The 19,353-nt window shown below is 33.1% G+C and carries 17 protein-coding genes; 10 read left to right on the top strand and 7 right to left on the bottom strand.

What is annotated here, in order from left to right:
- The first annotated feature begins 1 nt into the window (after position 1).
- The 5 genes from ABJM36_RS10475 (at position 2) to ABJM36_RS10455 (ending at position 3,458) form a co-directional block, all read left to right on the top strand.
- Complete coding sequence (locus ABJM36_RS10475) at positions 2-1,528, top strand: bifunctional GNAT family N-acetyltransferase/carbon-nitrogen hydrolase family protein (RefSeq protein ID WP_348451395.1); 1,527 nt, start codon at positions 2-4, stop codon at positions 1,526-1,528.
- Positions 1,529-1,576: 48 nt separating this feature from the next.
- Complete coding sequence (locus ABJM36_RS10470) at positions 1,577-1,900, top strand: hypothetical protein (RefSeq protein WP_348451394.1); 324 nt, start codon at positions 1,577-1,579, stop codon at positions 1,898-1,900.
- Between the two features lie 11 nt (positions 1,901-1,911).
- On the top strand, positions 1,912-2,133 hold the full coding sequence (locus ABJM36_RS10465; RefSeq protein ID WP_348451393.1) for a hypothetical protein: 222 nt from the start codon (positions 1,912-1,914) through the stop codon (positions 2,131-2,133).
- Between the two features lie 22 nt (positions 2,134-2,155).
- Positions 2,156-2,941 (top strand): RMD1 family protein, encoded by a 786-nt coding sequence (locus ABJM36_RS10460; RefSeq protein WP_348451392.1) that lies wholly within the window; start codon positions 2,156-2,158, stop codon positions 2,939-2,941.
- A gap of 136 nt (positions 2,942-3,077) precedes the next feature.
- Positions 3,078-3,458 carry a hypothetical protein gene (locus ABJM36_RS10455; RefSeq protein ID WP_348451391.1) on the top strand — a complete coding sequence of 127 codons (381 nt, stop codon included), beginning with the start codon at positions 3,078-3,080 and terminating at the stop codon, positions 3,456-3,458.
- A gap of 33 nt (positions 3,459-3,491) precedes the next feature.
- Here ABJM36_RS10455 and ABJM36_RS10450 read toward each other — a convergent pair whose 3' ends face one another.
- Positions 3,492-4,952 (bottom strand): mannosyltransferase, encoded by a 1,461-nt coding sequence (locus tag ABJM36_RS10450; protein ID WP_348451390.1) that lies wholly within the window; start codon positions 4,950-4,952, stop codon positions 3,492-3,494.
- 160 nt (positions 4,953-5,112) lie between these two features.
- Here ABJM36_RS10450 and ABJM36_RS10445 point away from each other — a divergent pair, with 160 nt between their 5' ends.
- A complete protein-coding gene (locus ABJM36_RS10445; protein WP_348451389.1) occupies positions 5,113-5,493 on the top strand; it encodes a nuclear transport factor 2 family protein in 381 nt (126 codons plus the stop codon).
- A gap of 237 nt (positions 5,494-5,730) precedes the next feature.
- Here the strand turns inward: ABJM36_RS10445 and ABJM36_RS10440 are convergent, their stop codons facing one another.
- The 5 genes from ABJM36_RS10440 to ABJM36_RS10420 form a co-directional block, all read right to left on the bottom strand.
- Positions 5,731-7,221 carry a cellulose synthase family protein gene (locus ABJM36_RS10440; protein WP_348451388.1) on the bottom strand — a complete coding sequence of 497 codons (1,491 nt, stop codon included), beginning with the start codon at positions 7,219-7,221 and terminating at the stop codon, positions 5,731-5,733.
- Positions 7,221-7,910 (bottom strand): glycosyltransferase family 2 protein, encoded by a 690-nt coding sequence (locus ABJM36_RS10435; RefSeq protein WP_348451387.1) that lies wholly within the window; start codon positions 7,908-7,910, stop codon positions 7,221-7,223. Before ABJM36_RS10435 ends, ABJM36_RS10440 begins: the two co-directional genes overlap by 1 nt.
- The gene (locus ABJM36_RS10430; protein ID WP_348451386.1) at positions 7,907-8,383 is read right to left on the bottom strand and encodes a hypothetical protein; all 477 of its coding nucleotides are present in this window, start codon (positions 8,381-8,383) and stop codon (positions 7,907-7,909) included. Before ABJM36_RS10430 ends, ABJM36_RS10435 begins: the two co-directional genes overlap by 4 nt.
- Positions 8,384-8,462: 79 nt before the next feature.
- On the bottom strand, positions 8,463-10,052 hold the full coding sequence (locus tag ABJM36_RS10425) for a 4Fe-4S dicluster domain-containing protein (protein ID WP_348451385.1): 1,590 nt from the start codon (positions 10,050-10,052) through the stop codon (positions 8,463-8,465).
- 2 nt (positions 10,053-10,054) lie between these two features.
- Complete coding sequence (locus ABJM36_RS10420) at positions 10,055-11,362, bottom strand: FAD/NAD(P)-binding oxidoreductase (protein ID WP_348451384.1); 1,308 nt, start codon at positions 11,360-11,362, stop codon at positions 10,055-10,057.
- A 277-nt stretch (positions 11,363-11,639) separates the two neighbouring features.
- Here ABJM36_RS10420 and ABJM36_RS10415 point away from each other — a divergent pair, with 277 nt between their 5' ends.
- From ABJM36_RS10415 to ABJM36_RS10400, 4 genes are all read left to right on the top strand, one after another.
- Positions 11,640-12,353 (top strand): DUF547 domain-containing protein, encoded by a 714-nt coding sequence (locus ABJM36_RS10415; protein ID WP_348451383.1) that lies wholly within the window; start codon positions 11,640-11,642, stop codon positions 12,351-12,353.
- 44 nt (positions 12,354-12,397) lie between these two features.
- A complete protein-coding gene (locus tag ABJM36_RS10410; protein ID WP_348451382.1) occupies positions 12,398-13,267 on the top strand; it encodes a hypothetical protein in 870 nt (289 codons plus the stop codon).
- Between the two features lie 33 nt (positions 13,268-13,300).
- A complete protein-coding gene (locus ABJM36_RS10405) occupies positions 13,301-14,308 on the top strand; it encodes a glycoside hydrolase TIM-barrel-like domain-containing protein (RefSeq protein WP_348451381.1) in 1,008 nt (335 codons plus the stop codon).
- Between the two features lie 107 nt (positions 14,309-14,415).
- The gene (locus ABJM36_RS10400; RefSeq protein ID WP_348451380.1) at positions 14,416-15,675 is read left to right on the top strand and encodes an outer membrane protein assembly factor; all 1,260 of its coding nucleotides are present in this window, start codon (positions 14,416-14,418) and stop codon (positions 15,673-15,675) included.
- 71 nt (positions 15,676-15,746) lie between these two features.
- Here the strand turns inward: ABJM36_RS10400 and ABJM36_RS10395 are convergent, their stop codons facing one another.
- Positions 15,747-19,199 (bottom strand): pyruvate carboxylase, encoded by a 3,453-nt coding sequence (locus ABJM36_RS10395; RefSeq protein ID WP_348451379.1) that lies wholly within the window; start codon positions 19,197-19,199, stop codon positions 15,747-15,749.
- Positions 19,200-19,353 lie beyond the last annotated feature (154 nt).

The raw sequence follows: 19,353 nt of genomic DNA, 5'->3' as shown, positions 1-19,353 counted from the left end.
CATGGATGCAAAAAAAATAGAAAATATCGAGCTTAAATATTTAACTGTTGATGATTATCAACAGTTAAAAGAAGCCACATTAGAATCTTATGCTGGTGTGCTAGATTCGTATTGGAAAAAAGACCATATTATTCAATTAACATCCATTTTTCCGGAAGGACAAGTGGTTATAAAAATCGATGGCGATATTGCTGGTTGTGCATTGTCTCTTATTGTAGATTATGATAAGATTGATGATAATCATACCTATGCGGATATTATTGCGGGAGAATCTTTTAAAAATCACGATCCAGAAGGTGATGTTTTGTATGGTATTGATGTTTTTATAAAACCTGAGTATAGAGGCTTGCGTTTAGGTAGACGTTTGTATGATTACAGAAAAGAAATCTGTGAAAACCTGAATTTAAAAAGTATCATATTTGGTGGTAGAATGCCAAATTATCATAAGCATAAGGAGTTTTCACCAAAGGATTATATTGAAAAAGTTAAGCGCAAGGAAATTCATGATCCTGTTCTAAATTTTCAAATCTCAAACGATTTTCACCCTGTTCGTATTTTAAAAGGCTATTTAGAAGGCGATACGGCATCAAACGAGTACGCCGTATTAATGGAATGGGATAATATTTATTATACCAAACCAACACGAAAAGCGGCTTCTGTTAAATCGGTAGTGCGATTGGGTTTAATCCAATGGCAAATGCGACCGTATAAAGCTTTGGACGATTTAATGCAACAGGTTGAGTATTTTATTGATAGTGTGGCAGCCTATCGATCGGATTTTGCAGTATTTCCAGAGTTTTTTAACGCCCCGTTGATGGCAGAGTTTAACCATTTACATGAACCTGAAGCCATTAGAAAATTAGCAGAATTCACAGAAATTATAATAAACAAATTAAAGCAATTATCTATTTCGTATAATATTAATATTATTTCTGGAAGTATGCCAGAAGTTGTTGATGATAAGTTATACAATGTTGGTTATTTATGCAGAAGAGACGGAAGTTTTGAGCGTTACGAAAAAATTCATGTCACACCAGACGAAGCTAAAGTTTGGGGTATGCAACGTGGTAATACACTAAAAACTTATGATACCGATTGTGGAAAAATAGGGGTTTTAATTTGTTACGATTCTGAGTTTCCAGAACTATCGCGTTTACTTTCAGATGAAGGTATGGATATTTTGTTTATACCGTTTTTAACAGACACTCAAAACGGGTATTCTCGTGTACGTTTATGTGCCCAGGCTAGAGCGATTGAAAACGAATGTTATGTAGCTATTGCAGGAAGCGTAGGGAATTTACCTAACGTAAATAATATGGATATTCAATACGCTCAATCGGCAGTATTTACGCCATGTGATTTTTCGTTTCCTAGTAATGGAATAAAAGCAGAAGCAACACCAAATACCGAAATGATTTTGGTTGCCGATGTAGACTTAAGTTTGTTAAGAGAGTTACATTCTTTCGGTGCCGTTAAAAATTTAAAAGATAGAAGAAAAGATTTTTATGATGTTATTCGTGTTAAATAATGATAAATAGTATATTTATAACATCTAGAACCCCCAACTTTAGGAATAATGAAAAATAGAAATAATAATTTAAAACGTGTTATTGTCGATTTTAAAAAGTTGACACCAGAAATATTAGCTTTACTAGTAGAACGTTATCCTGATGGTTATGATGATGACGATGTAATCTCTTTTAAAAACCAGCATAACGAACTTGTTGAGGCTGTAGAGGTTATTACAGAAGATACTAAGTATTTGGTAAAAGTAAGTACCAAGTTATCGGTAACTATGGAAAATTATGATGAGGATGACTATGAAGATTTTGATAATAACGATCCGGAAGCAATACAGCCTCCAGATTTAGCTAATGAAGAAACAGAAGACAACGATTAAATATAACTATTATGAGAACTGCCGCTTTTAAATCTTACAAAAACGGTTATTACAATTTTTGGTTTGAAAACGGAGAGGAGCTAGCCTTTGAAGAGGTACACCCTCGCGTTTTAACGCAATATGATTTACAAAATGATGAATCTTTAATTGATAAGAATTTCAGAATTACCTTTGTAGAAGATGGAGATGATGAAAATCCAATTTATAGAGTTCAAAGTTTAAAACCCATTTAAAATACATAGTTTATAGCATAAAATGTATACCGTAGTTGCTTACCAAGTAGCTAGTGCTATCAATATAAAAACTAGTAAACATAAGTTGCCGTGGCAATTAGTGTTTCAAGATAGCGACGAACTTTACTATAAAAGTTCAGAAAATCAATTTGTTTACATTTTTCAGTATGGTATGGTTAGTTTTTTCAATATGAATGATGTTGAAATTGCTAGCATATTACAAGAAATAAAACCTTTTAGCACCAATTATTTTACTGAAAAATTATCAGATTCGGTTGAAATTTTTATTCAGCCTAATACTCAAAAAGTACAATTTGATAGTGTAATATTACCAAGTTTAGATGAAGAAATGATTCGTTTGGTATTATTGAATATCTCACAATCTGTGGCTTTAGATCGTTATTCTGAAATTACAGAGGAGTTACTTTTAGAAACTAATAAACACACCTCATTTCTAGAAGAAAAAGGAAAACTTGATATTTCTGGTAATAAGTTAAAGCGTTTTATAGGCAAGGTTTTAAATATTAAAAATAAAATTTTAGAAAACCTATATATTTTTGATTCGCCAGAAATAACTTGGGAAAACGAACAGCTTAATAAGCTAAATCAAGATTTAAAACGCACCTTCGATTTACAAGATAGATACCGCCTAATTCATGACCGTATAGAAATTATTAAAGAAAATCTCGAACTCTTTAAAGATATTATGGATCATAAAGAAAGTAGCCGGTTAGAATGGATTATTATTATCCTAATTGTTATCGAGGTTATAGATTTATTTATTGCAAAATTGTCAGGTTTAATCTAATCTAGTTGTTAGAATAAATCGTATATTAAAGTGCTGGCATTCAGTAGTTTTGTGGTTGTGATTATTAAGGTGTTGGAACTTTAAATTTATAGTATCCAAAAACAAATTTGAGTTAAATTTTAAATTGTAAAAAAAGATGAAAACAAAAAAGTTAATCGTGTTAAGTGGTTTATTATTGGTTTTTTTATCGCTGTCTAGCTTTAAAAGTGAGGCCTGTTTACATACCAATTTGATAAGCATTTCAGAGCAGGATGGTTTACTTGTGTATGCCACATTCGATGGGAAAGAGGATTATGGTTATAACTTTATCACTAAAGATAGAGAAGGGGAAGAGAAAACCATAACCTTTCATAAAGTAGAAGAAACGGTATTAGGGGTTTTTAATTTAGCGGATGAAAAGTTAATAGGTACAAAGTTTAAGGTAACATTTAATCGTGTTATTACCTTCTCAAAAGATGAAGACGGAATAGATGATCAAGATGAAACTAATACCATAATAAAGTTAGAAAAACTATAGGTATTCTTAGGTTTAAAATAACAAAAAAATGAATTAGGCTTCCAAGGAACTGGAAGTCTTTTTTATAAATACTTCCCAAATAAATACGCCAAAAACTATTAGATATTCTACGCCAATTACCAAAAGGTTTTCAGATTTATCCATAGAGTTTACGTTTACATAGGCTAAATAACTTAAAATAATCACGAAGCTCCATATTAAAGGGTATTTATACTTTGTAAACACCGATAATATTAAAAGCATAGCAATATACCAAGGGTGAACCGTTGTGGCTGTAAAATAATAAAATGAAAGCGCAATTAACATGGCTGAAATCAACTCTATTATGGTTTTGTTTTTCCTGAAAAAACTTAAAATTATTACAAAACAAACTACAAGTATCGATGTGGCTTTACCAATAATGGCAATTTCATTATAACCCCTAAACAAGTAGCCAATTTCTCTGGCTATATAATATAAACTAGCATTAAACTCGAAATTACCAAACCATAATGCCACTGTTTTACTGTAGTTGTTAATAAATTCTGAGGAATAAAAAGGCATAAAAAGTAGGAGTGTGGTGAGTATAACTATGGCGTAAAAACCAATTAGTTTAGTCATGCCTCTCCACAAATCATGGCGAGGTGTTAGCGACAAAGCTAGCTGGGTTTTGGATAATGCTACGTCATTGGTAGAGACGTCGCTATTGCTCACTTGACGTAATTTTAGGGGTGTTTTTTTTATGATATTCGCATCTCCAAAAACAAACCACTGATAAAATAACGGTAAGAACATAAGTGGAATTAGTTTAGTGGCCACAGAGAGTGCAAAAACAACCCCAGAGAGCATCCATTTGTTTGTGTAGAGTAAATATATACTCCAAACTAGAAAGAACACCATAACTCCCTCAAAATGCAAATTACCCGTTAGTTCTATTATAATAAACGGGTTTAATACATACCAGAATATGTTGTGCGAAGGAAGCTTAAGTTTTTCCAAAAGTTTTGAACCAAAGTGGAGTGTGCCAAAATCGGCAGCAATTATAAGCAAGCGCATAACTATAACCGAACCTAAAATGCTTTTACTAGCAAATAAGGCAGCAATAGTAAAACATAGTTGATTTATTGGCGGGTAGTTGGTAAAATGGCGGGCGTTTAAATCCCCCATACCTGCGCGAAGTTCTACAGCTTGGGTTACAGGAAATTGACCTTGGCTTATAAAAGATTCTACGGTGTGTAAATACGGGTTTATGCCTTCCAAAACCATGCGGCCATCCCAAATAAAACGATAGAAATCTTGCGATAAATTGGGTAGGGCAAAAATAAAGATAGCTCGAAACCCAAAGGCTAAATAAGTTAAAGCCTTGGTGTTGTGTTTTAAGTGTATAATAATATTATAAAATAAAACAAACAAGCTTGTATAAAGCATGATTAGTTTAGAATAATCTGTTCTTACCAAATTGTATGCAAATGCCCAATAAAATAACAGGCTAGAAACGGCCATTAGCAATGGCATTTTGTTTAGTTTAATAAACGATGGGTTTAAAAGCATGGATCAAATATAATACTAATTGTTTGTAGCGTTTAGTAAAAAAAGCTTACTTGAATTTGAAAAATAAATCTAGTACCTTCGTTTAAGGCTGGGTATATAACATTGAATTTGAAAAAATGAACTAATGTGTAAAACTGAAATCGCTAAGAACTATTTGAAGCATCTCGAAAGTAGAGATATGGAAAAGGTAATTGATATGTTTAATGACAAAGGGACGGTTGAATCGCCAATATATGGGGTGAAAAAAGCAGGAGAGTTTTATCGTGAACTAAATAGTGATACTTTAAGTTCCGAGCTTTATCTAAAAGGAGTTTTTGAAGAAAAGGAGTCGAATAGTTTGGCGCTTTATTTTACTTATAAATGGATTTTAAAAAGTAAAAAGAAAGTCGAATTCGATGTGGTCGATATTATAGAACTTGATTCGGAAAATAAAATAAAGACACTGAAAATAATATACGATACTGTTGTTTCTAGAAACTTAATTAATGAATTAAACCAGAAATAATAGCTTGTTTTCTGGGTTATTTGTTATGTGATTAGCGATTAAGGAACCTTCTAGAAAACCATTTTATTTTTATATAAGGTACTCAAATATACCCGCGCTAGGGATAGTAGAGGAAAGCTTACCGTCCGAGGTAGGAGGACTTATAACCTTTCGACTTCGCTCAAGGCAGGCTACAAGCTCGTTTCTTTAGGTAACTCCCAATTAATAAAGATGTCCTTCTATATTGGAATGGCAAAATTAAACTTTAGATGCTAAGGATTTAAAAAAGACATAACCAAAGCCTATACATAACATCAAATGAAACGGGAAGAGCCCGAAATCCCCTCCTTGGTTGCCGACTATAAAGGCGCTATACATGCCAAAACCGAAATAAAGCATAAGGAGCCCCTCGAAAATAACGTTAATAGATATGTTTCGTTTTATGTATTTGTTGTTTTTCCAGTTGTCTTTATACTTACTAATGTTAAATTTTGGTGTACGTACAAATTCTGATTTTTTACCCCAATGGCCTTCTAAAACGGCAATGGAATTGTGTAGTGAAAAGCCCATAGCTATTGAGAAAAATACGAAAAACATACCTATATAGTGCACAAAGTTTTTAAAGCCGCTACCATAAATGTTTTTGTACATAAACCAGTAACACACAAAAAAGATTATGGTACTCATAACAAAGAAACTCATAACGTAAAAATACGGACGTAAATGGGCGTATTCGTTTTTTATATAAAGCATGGGGATGCTTAAAACACCAACAATAAGTACGTTTAAAAACATGGTGCTGTTTAATAAATGCAGTAAGCCGTGTATTTTGGTTTTTGCCGAAATATTTTTGCTTTTTATGACACGACCAAGCATTTTTTGGAAATTTTCGGCACCACCTTTATTCCATCTAAATTGTTGTGAACGTGCTGCGCTTATTACTATAGGAAGTTCGGCAGGGGTTTCAACATGTTCTAAATATTTAAATTTCCAGTTTTTAAGTTGTGCGCGGTAGCTAAGATCTAAATCCTCGGTTAGGGTGTCGCCTTCCCAATTTCCGGCATCGATAATACATGCTTTACGCCAAAGTCCTGCAGTACCATTAAAATTTATGAAATGGCCTTTACTGTTTCGGCCAACTTGTTCTAAGGTAAAGTGTGCATCTAGCGCAAAGGCTTGAATTCTAGTTAGTATAGAATAATTGCGGTTTATGTGCCCCCAACGGGTTTGTACTACCCCAACGGCTTCGTCCTTAAAATAAGGTACGGTGCGTTTTAACCAATCGGCTTCTGGTAAAAAATCGGAATCGAAAATGGCAATAATACTACCTTTTGCTATTTTTAAACCTTCTTTTAAAGCGCCTGCCTTAAAGCCTTTGCGGTCTGTTCTTGTTATTTGTTTTATATCTAAGCCTTGGGCTTGAAGTTTTTGAATTTGTTTTAGAGTGGTTTCTAAGGTTTCGTCGGTGGAGTCGTCTAAAACTTGAATTTCTAACTTGTTTTTTGGATAATCTATTTTTGCAATATTATCGAGTAATCGTTCCATAACATACATTTCGTTATACACCGGAAGTTGAATGGTGATATATGGAATTTCCTCTGGATTTGATAAATTGAATTTTGGAGAAGTGTCTTTAACCTTCTTTGAAGATAAATAGTTAAATAGCAGGTTGAGTTGTGCTAATGCATACATGAAAATGAGCAAAAGTGAAATGGTGTATATAACTATAACAACGGTTTCTAATATCATTATTTAAAACTGTATTTAAAAATCCAACCTAAGATTTTTATGCCTGCAAATATAGCACCTTTTACGGTACCTGAAACTTTTGATACACCTATTCTGTTACGATAATTTACTGGTATTTCGGTATATGTGAGTTTTTGTTTAAGTGCTTTAAGTTGCATTTCTACGGTCCATCCGTAGGTTTTGTCTTGCATATTTAGAGCCAGTAGTTTATCGTATTTTATAGCTCTAAATGGCCCTAAATCTGAAAATTTTGCCCCAAAAAACAACTTCATTAATGTGGTAGCTAGCCAGTTACCAAAAACTTGAGGAACAGTCATAGAACCTTTTTCTCGGAGTTGTTTTGTGCGGGAGCCAATTACAAAATCGATATTATCATTAATTATGGGCGCCACTATTTTTGTGAGTTCTTCTGGGTAATCGCTATAATCGCCATCTAGAAAAACTACAATATCTGGTTTTTCGGTTTGGTTGGCAATATGTTGCATGCCTTTTAAACAAGCATAACCATAACCTTTATTAGATTCTTTTAAAACGGTAGCGCCTGCTTTTTTGGCATTGGCTTCCGTATTGTCGGTAGAGTTATTACTCACCACAATAACCTCGTTAACGGTTTTAGGAATATCGTTAATTACATGGGCAATAGAATCTGCTTCGTTGTAAGCAGGAATGATCACTTTTATTTGGGTCATTTAAGATCGCTAAATTTATTGTCTTTTTTAAAGGATGCAAAGGTAGTCCATTCTTTTATTTTTTTTCCTGCTTTATATTTTGATGCGGAAATAAGTTTTTCGTTTTTATACATAAGGCAAAATCCGTTTTTTTGATTGTCCTTTAACTGGCATTTATGGTTTATTTTTTCATTGGAGTCATAAAACAACCACCAATTGGTTTTTTTACCATTTAAAAAATGACCTTCTTTTTCGATAGTGCCACCAATAGTATAAAACTTCCAGTATTTAATTTCTTTGTCTTCTGAAAAATGTCCTTCTTTTTTTAAAGTCCCGTTTTCAAAATAAAATCTCCAGAATGCTGTTTTATGATTATTTTCTATCCAACCTTCAGACTTAATCGTGCCATTTTCAAAATACGTACGTTGGTATTTTTTTTCCGCGAAAGCGTTAAAACTGATTAATACTATTAAAATGGTAATTGCCTTTTTCATTTCTAGTAATTAGCTCTACCATAAAGATTGGGTGAAGTTGCTCAGAAATATAAAGCGGGTTTTATGGATGTGCCCTAGTTTATTTTTTATTTACCAAATCCATTAAATCTACATCATTTCCTAATAATATTTCAGTCGGATTAATACGTCCGTCCATACTATCATTTTCAAGTTTTAAAACACCTCTTGGACAAACAGCAGAACAAATGCCACAACCTACACAACTAGAACGAACAATGTTTTCTCCTTTTTGCGCATAATGTCTAACATCAATTCCCATTTCGCAACTATTAGAGCAGTTACCACAAGAGATACATTGACCACCATTGGTAGTAATTCTAAATTTAGAAAATAAGCGCTGTTGGAAACCTAAAATGGCAGCCATAGGACATCCAAATCGGCACCAAGAACGATTACCTAAAATAGGGTAGAAGCCTGTACCAATTACCCCAGAAAAAATAGAGCCAATATAAAGTCCGTATGCCGACCTAAGTGTAGAGCCTTTTAAAAAGAACACATGCTCTGTTGTACCTGTAAAATGCATGATTAATAAGAGTGTAATAACACTAAAAAAGCCAATAGCACCATATTTTGCATCTTTACCAAGTTCTTTGCTTTTAAATAACATAACAGCAGCAAACACTAGTGTTAGAAAACCAATAACTAATGAGATGAAAAGCCCTCGTGTTAGCCAATAATCATTTTTGTCGTAACCTAAATAGGTGTAAACCATAGCAACCGTCATAACTACAGAAAATACTAAAACGGTATGGATTAGCCAGCGTTCTAATTTCCAAGCCGACATTTTTTTAGATGATAATTGTCTAAAAGAATCTCCAGCAGTTTCCGCTAATCCGCCACAACCACAAACCCACGAGCAATACCAACGTTTACCATATTTATAGGTTAATATGGGGGTAATTACAAAAGTTGAAAGTATGCCAAAAATTATTAATGCTAACCCGATATTACCGTTAGAAAGAAATCCGTTTACAGACCATTCATCAAAAATGTAATAGTTAAGTGGCCATATGCTTTTAAGATCGTAGTATGGTAAATCGTTATTCATAATATACATGAATTCCGGAATTAAAAAGGCAAAACCTAGTTGGAAAAACATAACAGATCCAGTACGTATTTGCTGATAGCGGTTATGGCGGTATTTAAGAATAAATTTGTAACCAAAGGCTAAAATAGCAATAGTATATAGGGTTCCATAAACAAACCATTGACTAGCAGGTCGGCCGCTTAATAGTTTACTTAAGGGGTCGAATAAGTGTATTAATCCGGTGTTTGCTGCACCATCTTTTCCTAAACCTAAATATTGAGGAAAAAAATAAAGAACGATGTAAAATGTCGTAAGGACAACACCTAAAACCCAACCCCAAGCACCATAGGATGAAATAGATTTAAACCAAACACCATCATTTTTAATGCCTTCTAGCTTTGTTAAATAAGCTTCTCTAGAGTAAATGATTACACCTAAAGTAATCATACCTAGTGAAAGTGTTAAGAATAAGCCTTCGTTTGGGAAATTAGTGTTTAAAAGAGCTAATGCCATTATAAATAAGCCAATAAAGCCAATAGCTAGCGCGATTTTTTGTTTTATAGAAATGTCTAAGGCATCTGGTTTTGCTAAAGACATGCTGTGATTTATTTTGTTACTCATGGTTAGGCTATTTGCAGTTGTTTGTTGTAGGTTGAAAGAATATTGGGTTCGTAATGACTATAAAATTCGGGGTCGAAATTAGCCTCGGAAAGATGATTGATAACATAATCGACATCTCTTTTTTCGGTTAGCCAGGTATCAAAAGTTTCATGGCGCATTCTAATCCCGAAGGTGTTAATCCCTAAAAATTCCTTTGTCGTTTTATGGTAGGCTACTGTAATACATTTGGTATCGTCCTCATGTTTCCAATGAAAATGTTTTTCATAATCTGGACAACTTCGTTCACTAAAAACCCAACCATAGGTTTGGTATTCAATATCTAAAAATTTAGCAGAGTTAAACCAATGTCCAGGATTGTATTTTATTTTGTTTCCACAAATGGTTTGTGCTAATGTTTCTCCCATCATACGGCCTGTATACCAAACGGCTTCAATTGCTCGACGACCATTTATACCTTCATGTTGTTCGGCACAATCGCCAATAGCGTAAACATCTTTAATGTTGGTTTCTAAATACGGGTTTACTTTTACACCTCTACCAAGTTCAATATTAGATTCTTTTAAAAAATCTATATTTGGTGTTACTCCGGCAGTTAAGCCTACCACATTACATGCTATTTCTTCACCAGTTTCTTGAATGATAATAGATCTTACTTTTCCGTTTTCATCCGCTTTAATTTCTTTTAAATTATGACCAAGACGTAAATCTATATGATGGTTTTTTATATGCCTGTTAATCATTTCGCTTTCTCCGCTAGGTAAAACACCATTCCAGAAACTATCCTCGCGAACTAAAAAGGTAACAGGAATATTTCTAGAATTAAGCATTTCGGCCAATTCAATACCAATTAAACCACCACCAACAATTACGGCTCTTTGGCATACATCATTATTAGGTGCGTATTTTTCAAGGTTTTCTAAATCTTGTTTATGGTACATGCCCATAACACCTTTTAAATCTTGACCTGGCCATCCAAATTTATTTGGTTTACTTCCTGTGGCAATAATAAGTTTATCGTATTCTAAAGGTTCGCCCTCCGCAAAATGAAGGGTTTTGTTGCTTGTATCTATATTTTTAACGTATCCTTTTTTTAATTCAATTCTGTTTTTCTCCCAAAACCAATTTTCATAAGGTTGCGTGTGTTCAAATTTCATGTGTCCCATGTATATGTACATTAGGGCAGTTCTGGAGAAAAAATATTCTGTTTCTGCAGATATTATGGTAATCCGTTTATCTGATAGTTTTCTAATATGTCGAGCGGCAGTTACTCCAGAAATTCCGTTTCCTATTATAACAATATGTTCTTCCATCTTTTAGTTATTGGGTTGATGTGTTATGATTACCTATGAGACTTTTAGAATAAAACTTGGTTTATTAAAATGTGAAATCAAGAGATAATGGTTGTTCTGTCGAAGTTAAAGGTAATAACTTAACTAAAAGGTTTAATTTAGAACAAGTTTAAATTGCTTGTGTTTTGTAAGGTTTAACCAAGCTACAAGACGCTACTTTTTTTAATTAGTCTTGTAATTATCTCGATTTTAGTGCGACCTAATGGCAGTTGCATAGCAAAATTTAAAATGTATAAAAATGAAAAAACAATTCATATTCGCCTTTCTTGTTTTAATAGCTTTTAAAGGGGTTTCTCAAGATTTAAATTCTTTTTTTAACAAAACGGATGCTTTTTTAAAAGAATATGTATCTGACGGAAGAGTAGCCTATTCAAAAATACAAGCTAACCAAAATGAACTTAACCTGATTTTGAAAATAGCCGAGGGGGTATCCGTTTCAAAAGCTGATGCTAATTACTATCAAGCATTTTGGATTAATGCTTATAATTTAGCTGTAATTAAAGGTATAATAGATAATTATCCAATAAATTCACCTCTAGATAACAAGGGTTTTTTTGACACTACAATTTATAGTTTAGGAGGAAAGCAAATTACATTAAATGCCATAGAAAACGAGCTTTTAAGAGCCCAGTTTCACGATGCCCGGTTCCATTTTGTACTGGTTTGCGGCGCTGTTGGTTGTCCGCCTTTAATTAGTAAAGCATACTTTCCAAATACTTTAAATTCCCAATTGGATAAGCAAACTAAAATAGCATTAAACGGTTCTTTTTTAAAGGTTAATGCTAAAAAGAATGAAGTTGAGGTATCTCAAATTATGGAGTGGTATAAAGAAGATTTTACTAGGAATGGTAAGAATGAAATAGATTTTATAAACACTTACCGAACAGATAAATTAGATAGTAAAATTAAATTGAGTTATTTTCCATATGATTGGAAAGTGAACAAGCAGTAAGCTAAATTTCCATTTAAGGAGTAATAAAAAACTAAAAACAAATTATGAAAAAAACATTAACAATATTAGTGTTTATGGTCATTACATTTAATGGGTATTCACAAGAAGATACAGAAGTAGTTCAAAAGAGTAATATTCAAACGTATACGCCTTCAAAATTGTTGCAGAAAGGTCAATGGGATATTAAATGGTTTAATAATTTATATACTGAAACTCAGAAGAGAGAAAATGGTATTAAAAGTGATAAACTACGTGAAAACTATTTTACAACAAGCTTTGATATTTTTACCGGTGTTTCCGATAGCAATAGATTAAATGTTGGATTATTATTCGATATACGTTCTAACACTATTGGAGGAAGAGATGCTTTTGATGTTTTTTCTTTTGATGGAGAACAAGGTACCGCGCGCTCAGGTTTAACTTCTATAGCGCCAGTAATTAAATTTAACCCACTTAAAAGTGTAAGTAATTTTACTGTGCAAACAGCCTTACATATTCCGCTTATTAGTGAAGAGTCGGATGCTAGTGGTGTTTATCTAGATCAAACAGCATACACATTTCAAAACAGGTTTTTTTATGATTATACATTACCTAGCGGAAATTGGCAGTTATTTACAGAGTTAAATACAGAATATAATTTTGGTGATGAAGATAGTTTTGCAAACAAAACGTATGTTTTAGCTCCAGGTGTATTTATGAGTTATTTCCCAAGCGACAAGTCTACAATTTTAGGTTTTGTACAACATCAGCAACGTTTTGGTGATTTTAATCAAGATTTTACGGCATTAGGTTTTGGTGGAAAGTATCAAATAACAAAAGAATTAAACCTAGAAGTGTTATATAGTAAGTTTGTAAGAGGAGAAAATACAGGACTCGGACAATCTTTTAATTTAGGTTTAAGAGTTTTGTTATAAGAATTACATTAAATTAGAAGTTTAATATTTTATATGAAGGCAATTAAACTCTTATTTCTTTTATCAATTTTAGCTATACAATCTTGTAAAACTCAGACCAATAAAATTAATGGTGTAAGTTTTGTGTCTTCACGACAGCCTATAGATCAAAAACATACGTATCCAGTAGCTAATTTAAATGCCAATTATGCGGCAGTAATGCCTTTTGGTTTTATTAGAGATTTAAGTTTGCCTGAGGTTAAATTTAATGGTGAAAGGCAGTGGTATGGAGAACGAAAAGAAGGCGCAGCACAGTATATTACCGAAATAAAAAAACAGCATATAAAAATTATGCTCAAACCTCAAATTTGGGTCGGGCATGGGAAATTTACTGGTTATATAAAAATGAGTAACGAGGCCGATTGGAAAACACTTGAGGATTCTTACTCAAAGTTTATTCTAGAATATGCAGATTTAGCGGCAAAAATGAATGTTGAAATATTTTGCATAGGTACCGAATTGGAAGGTTTTATAAACAGTAGGCCAGACTATTGGTTTAAACTTATAAAAGATGTTAAAGCTATTTATAAAGGTAAATTAACCTATGCAGCAAATTGGGATGAGTTTAAACGAACCCCGTTTTGGAGCAAACTCGATTTTATAGGTGTCGATGCCTATTTTCCTGTTAGTGATAGTAAAACACCAACTATAACAGAATGTTTATTAGGTTGGGAAAAGCATAAAGCGGATATTTTAAAAGTACAACAAGGGAACAAAAAGCCTATCTTATTTACTGAATATGGCTATAGAAGTGTCGATTTTACAGGAAAAGAACCTTGGTTAAGTGACAGAAGCATGAATCAAGTTAATTTCGAGGCACAAACAAATACAACGCAAGCATTATTTGATACCTTTTGGAAAGAAGATTGGTTTGCTGGAGGGTTTATTTGGAAATGGTTTCATAACCATGAAAAATCCGGTGGAGAAAATGATTCAAGGTTTACGCCACAAAACAAACCGGTAGAAGCTTTAATTCGTCAGCATTATAATGTATATAGATAAATTGAATTAGTATATAAGTCGTTTTTACTCAATATTTTGCATTGTAAAATGGATGTAAGTCTAGTAAATTGGCTAAATTGGGTTGTTCAAAAATTGTTTGTTGCTAAATGAAAAAACAATTAGTCTTATTAATTATTCTTGGTTTTGTTTCCTTTGGGGTATTTGCTCAAGAGTTTTTGGTTAAAGATTTAAAAGTTCAAGGTAATAAAAGATTGAAAACTTCATTTGTAAAAAGTATTTCTACCATAAGGACTGGTGCGATCTTAGATTCCGCTGTTATAAAACAAGATATTATTAGGTTAAAGCGATTGCCTTCTATATCGCATGTGTATTTTCAAGTTTTTCCTACAAAAGACAATCGGTATAATGTATTTTATATTATTGAGGAAAATTTTACACTAATTCCTTCAGCCAATATTTACACGACTAATGATGATGAATTTGCTTATAGACTTGGGTTACATGAATTTAATTTATTAGGTCGAGCCATAATATTTGGAGGGTTTTATCAAAACGATATTTATAGTAGCTATGCTCTAAATTTTAGAGCGCCTTTTTTGTTTTCTACTAAAGTAGGGCTTACTGTTAATCTTCAGGATTTAACAACCCAAGAACCTGTGTTTTTTCAGAATGAAACTGCTAATTATAAATATAGAAATAAATCCATTGAGGCTTTAGGGTTATTTCAATTCAACTTTACTAATAGGCTAGAATTGGGTTTTAGTTTTTTTGTTGAGGATTATAAGTTTAAAGGTGAAAATGAAAATGGAAGACCGGAATTAAATGTGGATAAATGGCTTTTAAAAGGTGTTTATGAATATAATAATTTAGATTATTGCTACCAGTACATCTCTGGTTTTAAGAGTCAGTTTAACTTTCAATATGTCACATCTACCAACGATATGCTAACCGATTTTTTTATAGGTTGGAATGATTTCTTTTTGTTTAAACGTGTGGGAGAAAAAGGGAATTGGGCTAATAGATTACGCATGGGATTAGCAACCAATAATGAGACCCCTTTTGCACCGTTTTCTGTGGATAATAATTTGAATGTTCGCGGTGTTGGAAACACTATCGATAGAGGTACAGGCGTCATTGTTTTAAATACAGAATATAGACAAACACTTATTGAAAAAGGGTGGTTTATTCTGCAGGCCAATGCTTTTGTTGATACTGGTTCATGGCGAAATCCAGGAGGTGATGTTAGCGATTTTGCAAATTCGGATAATGTAAAAGTGTACCCAGGCTTAGGACTTCGATTTATGCATAAAAAAATATATAATGCTATTATTAGGATCGATTATGGTTATGGTATTTCTAAAAATGCAACCCAAGGTTTTGTGTTTGGTATTGGGCAATATTTTTAGAGCTTGCTAAAAACTATTTTTGTTTTCAACAAGCTCTAATAATACTTATAAGATAATATTGTTTTATTTGTTTATTCTAGCACAATAACGAGGTCGTCAGAGTTTACTATATACCCGGTTTTTAAAACAATTTTCTTTACCGTTGCATCTGTTGCAGCTGTAATGGTGGTTTCCATTTTCATGGCTTCTATAATAAATAACGGTTGGTTTTTAACCACCTTTTCACCACGTTTTACTAAAATTGTAGATAGCATACCTTGTAATGGCGCTCCTATTTGGTTGTCGTCTGTTTTATCAGCTTTTACATTTTCAACCTTATCAATCTTAATTGAAGTATCTTTAATTTCTACACTTCTTCCTTGCCCGTTCACTTTAAAATAAACAGTAACCATACCGTCGCTATTCGGTTTTCCAATAGAATCTAAAGTCACTAAAAGGGTTTTACCTTTATCTAATTCCATGATGATTTCCTCGCCTACTTCCATGCCATAAAAGAAATTCTTAGTTGGCAAATTCATTAGGTTATCATACTTTAAATGCTTGTTAAAGGCATCGGTAAATACTTTAGGATATAATTGATAGGATAAGAAATCGGTAAAATCGATAGTTCGACTTAAATCGTGTTCAAATATTTTTTTAAACGCTTTGTATTCTGCATCAATATCCAATGGAGGAATATGTGCATTTGGTCTATCGGTGTAAGGAGCTTGGTCTTTTAAAATAAGTTTTTGTAGTGCTTTAGGGAACCCACCAACTGGTTGACCTAAATCACCTTTAAAGAAATCGACTACCGATTGTGGGAACGAAATACTATCGCCACGTTCAATAACATCTTCAACGGTTAAATTATTACTTACTAAATATTGAGCCATATCCCCAACAACTTTAGAGCTAGGTGTAACTTTAACTATGTCTCCAAAAAGCGCATTGACTTTGCTGTACATGGCAGTAATTTCATGAAAACGATCTTCAAGTCCTAAACCACGTGCTTGAGGTTTTAAGTTTGAATACTGCCCACCAGGGATTTCATGTTTAAAAACGTCACCAGAACCTGATTTTAAACCAGATTCAAAAGGATAATAGTATTCTCTAACGGCTTCCCAATAATTTGAATATTCGTTTAATGAATCGATGTTAATAGTGCTTGCTCGATCTTGAAATTTCATCATCTCTACAACCGAATTAAAATTAGGCTGCGATGTTAATCCAGATAGACCACCAAGCGCCACATCAACCACATCAACACCAGCTTCAATAGCTTTTAAATAGGTTGCCGATTGAATTGATGAGGTATCATGCGTATGTAAATGAATAGGGATTTTTAACTCCGATTTTAAAGCCGTAATAAGCTCGTAAGCGGCATAAGGTTTTAATAAACCTGCCATATCTTTTACACCTAAAATATGTGCACCTGCGCCTTCAATTTCTTTAGCTAGGTTTACGTAATATTTTAAATTATACTTTGTGTTTTCCGGATTTAAAATATCGTTAGTATAACAAATTGAACCCTCGGCTAAACCTCCTGTTCGTGTTCGTACATGCTCAATGCAAGGTCCTAAAGATTTCATCCAGTTTAATGAATCGAAAATTCTAAAAACATCAACGCCGTTTTCCCAAGATTGTTCAACAAACTGGCCAATTAAATTATCTGAATATGCCTTATAGCCCACACCGTTAGAACCACGAATAAGCATTTGTAAAAGCACATTAGGCATGGCTTTACGAAGTAAACGTAGTCTTTCCCACGGGTTTTCTTGTAAAAAACGTAAGCAAACATCAAAAGTAGCGCCTCCCCAAACTTCCATACTAAATATATCTGGGTGGTTTTTTGCATAACCTTCAGCAACTTTAAGCATATCATAAGTACGCATTCTAGTAGCCAATAAACTTTGGTGGGCATCTCGCATTGTGGTGTCGGTAAAATGAACTTTCTTTTCATTTAATAACCATTGCGAAAATTTTTCAGGTCCTAATTTTGTTAGTATATCTTTAGTGCCTTCGGCATATTTAGCGTCGGCATCAAATTTTGGTACTTTAGGCTTTACGAATGTTTTTGATGGATCTATTTTTTTTACATCGGCATTTCCATTTACAATAACATCTCCTAAATACGTAATTAATTTTGTAGCTCTGTTTCTAGGAGCCTTAAAAACGAATAAATCAGGATTAGATTTTATAAAGTTTACTGTAACCTTTCCTTCTCTAAAAGTATTGTGTTTTAAAATATTATCTAGAAAAGGCATATTGGTTTTTACACCTCTAATTCTAAACTCTGCTAATGCACGACGAATTTTTCTACTCGCCCCATCAAGGGTTCTGTCGTGTGCAGTTACCTTTACTAACATAGAATCGAAAAATGGCGAAATTGTAGCGCCTTGATAAATACTACCGGCATCTAATCTAATTCCAAATCCAGAGGCACTTCGGTAGGCTGAAACAGTTCCGTAATCTGGTTTAAAATCATTTTGAGGATCCTCAGTTGTAATACGACATTGTAAAGCAAAACCACTCATTGAAATGGATTGCTGGTTTGGTATTTTAACTTCGTCGTCTGCTAGTTTATAACCACCAGCAATATATAATTGTGTTTTTATTAAATCGATATTGGTAACAACCTCTGTAACCGTATGTTCAACTTGTACTCTTGGGTTTACTTCAATAAAGTAGATAGAATCATCGTCGTCCACTAAAAACTCAACGGTACCAATGTTGTTATAATTTACAGCTTTACATATTTTAATAGCGTAATCGTATAAGTTTTGCTTAGTTTCTTGGCTTAAACCAAAAGAGGGAGCAAACTCAATTACTTTTTGGTATCGTCTTTGCACCGAGCAATCGCGTTCAAATAAATGTACCATATTTCCATGGCTATCTGCAACTATTTGAATCTCTATATGCTTAGGGTTTTCAACAAATTTTTCTAAAAACACCGTATCGTCGCCAAAAGCATTTAAGGCCTCTCGCTTACTTTCATTAAATGCACCTTTTAACTCCTCTTCCTTTCTAATAACTCGCATACCACGACCACCGCCACCAGAAGCTGCCTTAAGCATAATAGGGTAACCAATTTTTTTAGCTTCAGAAATAGCAACCTCAATGTCTGTTAAAGGTTTATCATTGCTTTGTATAATTGGAATATTATTGTCTACAGCCACTTGCTTAGCGGTAATTTTATCGCCTAAAGATTTTAATACGGATACCTTTGGGCCAATAAAAATAATACCATTGTCCTCGCAAGCTTGAGCGAAATCTGCATTTTCCGATAAAAATCCATACCCTGGATGTATCGCATCTACATCATTAGCTAGAGCTACTTTTATGAGCGCGTCAATATTTAAATAGGGCTTTAAAGGTTCATTATCTTCACCTATTTGATATGATTCGTCAGCCTTATATCGATGTAATGAATAACGATCTTCAAAGGTGTAAACTCCTACTGTTTTTATGTTGATTTCTGTGCAAGCTCTAAAAATTCTAATCGCAATTTCCCCTCGATTAGCTACAAGTACTTTTTTAATTTTCAATGTTGTCGTGTTTTTTTAGTTTAAAATAATGGTTCTAAAGATACTTAAAGTCATTCTATATATTGTTGCTCTATTCGTGCAAATAATTGTAAAATAGCATTTTTATGCTAAAAATATAATAATAACACAGTGTTTATAATGGATTCTATTAAAT

This window comes from Algibacter sp., assembly GCF_039977455.1.
Lineage (GTDB): Bacteria > Bacteroidota > Bacteroidia > Flavobacteriales > Flavobacteriaceae > Algibacter_B.
The sequence above is the reverse complement of the archived record's forward strand: the minus strand, read 5'-3'. Positions and strand labels throughout refer to the sequence as shown.

What these genes read in the sequence shown, in the direction of transcription:
- ABJM36_RS10410 (WP_348451382.1), top strand. Translation starts at nt 12,398, where the DNA reads ATGAAAAAAACATTAACAATATTAGTGTTTATGGTCATTACATTTAAT.
- ABJM36_RS10420 (WP_348451384.1), bottom strand. Translation starts at nt 11,362, where the DNA reads ATGGAAGAACATATTGTTATAATAGGAAACGGAATTTCTGGAGTAACT.
- ABJM36_RS10465 (WP_348451393.1), top strand. Translation starts at nt 1,912, where the DNA reads ATGAGAACTGCCGCTTTTAAATCTTACAAAAACGGTTATTACAATTTT.
- ABJM36_RS10400 (WP_348451380.1), top strand. Translation starts at nt 14,416, where the DNA reads ATGAAAAAACAATTAGTCTTATTAATTATTCTTGGTTTTGTTTCCTTT.
- ABJM36_RS10440 (WP_348451388.1), bottom strand. Translation starts at nt 7,221, where the DNA reads ATGATATTAGAAACCGTTGTTATAGTTATATACACCATTTCACTTTTG.
- ABJM36_RS10445 (WP_348451389.1), top strand. Translation starts at nt 5,113, where the DNA reads ATGTGTAAAACTGAAATCGCTAAGAACTATTTGAAGCATCTCGAAAGT.
- ABJM36_RS10425 (WP_348451385.1), bottom strand. Translation starts at nt 10,052, where the DNA reads ATGAGTAACAAAATAAATCACAGCATGTCTTTAGCAAAACCAGATGCC.
- ABJM36_RS10450 (WP_348451390.1), bottom strand. Translation starts at nt 4,952, where the DNA reads ATGCCATTGCTAATGGCCGTTTCTAGCCTGTTATTTTATTGGGCATTT.
- ABJM36_RS10435 (WP_348451387.1), bottom strand. Translation starts at nt 7,910, where the DNA reads ATGACCCAAATAAAAGTGATCATTCCTGCTTACAACGAAGCAGATTCT.
- ABJM36_RS10460 (WP_348451392.1), top strand. Translation starts at nt 2,156, where the DNA reads ATGTATACCGTAGTTGCTTACCAAGTAGCTAGTGCTATCAATATAAAA.
- ABJM36_RS10430 (WP_348451386.1), bottom strand. Translation starts at nt 8,383, where the DNA reads ATGAAAAAGGCAATTACCATTTTAATAGTATTAATCAGTTTTAACGCT.
- ABJM36_RS10415 (WP_348451383.1), top strand. Translation starts at nt 11,640, where the DNA reads ATGAAAAAACAATTCATATTCGCCTTTCTTGTTTTAATAGCTTTTAAA.
- ABJM36_RS10470 (WP_348451394.1), top strand. Translation starts at nt 1,577, where the DNA reads ATGAAAAATAGAAATAATAATTTAAAACGTGTTATTGTCGATTTTAAA.
- ABJM36_RS10475 (WP_348451395.1), top strand. Translation starts at nt 2, where the DNA reads ATGGATGCAAAAAAAATAGAAAATATCGAGCTTAAATATTTAACTGTT.
- ABJM36_RS10455 (WP_348451391.1), top strand. Translation starts at nt 3,078, where the DNA reads ATGAAAACAAAAAAGTTAATCGTGTTAAGTGGTTTATTATTGGTTTTT.
- ABJM36_RS10405 (WP_348451381.1), top strand. Translation starts at nt 13,301, where the DNA reads ATGAAGGCAATTAAACTCTTATTTCTTTTATCAATTTTAGCTATACAA.